Annotated in this window: 2 protein-coding genes; both read left to right on the forward strand. The window is 46.7% G+C overall.

The window, feature by feature from the left end; all coding sequences use genetic code 11:
* The coding region (locus ACKI5G_RS01115) for a hypothetical protein (protein ID WP_407396828.1) at positions 1-507 on the forward strand (507 nt) is incomplete at its 5' end.
* Positions 508-515: 8 nt separating this feature from the next.
* A partial coding sequence (locus ACKI5G_RS01120; RefSeq protein WP_407396829.1) for an FGGY family carbohydrate kinase occupies positions 516-1039 on the forward strand: 524 nt, incomplete at its 3' end.

Below are 1039 nucleotides of genomic sequence, written 5' to 3' on the forward strand. Positions count from 1 at the left end.
GAAATTGATATGTGTTCTGCACTTACCATGCGTGCTATGAACCTGGCAAGTGAAGAGCCTACGGCAGTGCTTGACTGGAACAATAATTACGGGGATGACGAGAACAAAGTGATCCTGTTCCACTGCGGACCGGTAGCTCAGGGGCTGATGGCCGGAAAAGGAACCGTTACCGAGCATAAGATGTTTGCTAAGAATGATCCGGGTTCCGGATGGGGCTGTAATGAAGGCCGAATTAAGGCATTTCCAACGACCATTTCCAACTGCCAGACAAAGGATGGCAAGATTATTGTATATGCCAGCGAGGCACAGTTTACGGATGACCCGATTGAGGAAAGTTTCTTTGGATGCGGCGGCGTATGCGAGATTCCTGATTTGCAGAATAAGTTGATTAAGCTGGCAAGAGGAGGCTTTAAGCACCATACTTCTGTTGGTGTGGGCCATATGAAAGAGATTTTAAAGGAAGCTTTTGTTACCTATCTGGGCTATGACTGGGTGGATATTGACTAAGGGTGTGTATGATGAAGATTGCAGGACTTGATATTGGAACTACCGGCTGTAAATTAAGTGTATTTGATGCAACCGGTAAATATTTAGATAAGGCGTACCAGGACTATCCGGTAAGCAGAGGGCACAGCGGACATGAAATCGATGCCCAGGCAATTCTGGAAAAGGTGATGCAGGTAATCCGGGAAATGGCAGCAAAATACCCGGATATTGCAGGCATTGGTGTGACCAGCTTTGGAGAAAGCTTTGTCATGACGGACGAGCAGGGAACTCCGCTGCATCCGGTTATGCTGTACAGCGATCCGAGAGGGAAAGAGGAATGTGAGCAGCTGCTTAAAGGCATGGATAGCTTGGATATGGCATCCATTACCGGTGTAAAGCCTCATGAAATGTACAGTATATGTAAAATGATGTGGATCAAAAAGCATCATCCGGAAATTTATAGCCAGGCAAAGCACGCCTTTTTGATGGAAGATTTGGTGGTATTTCACCTGACCGGAAAGGCACAAGTGGATTATTCCATGGCAGCCCGTAC

Origin of the sequence: Anaerovibrio sp. (genome assembly GCF_045637405.1) — a bacterium.
Lineage (GTDB): Bacteria > Bacillota > Negativicutes > Selenomonadales > Selenomonadaceae > Anaerovibrio.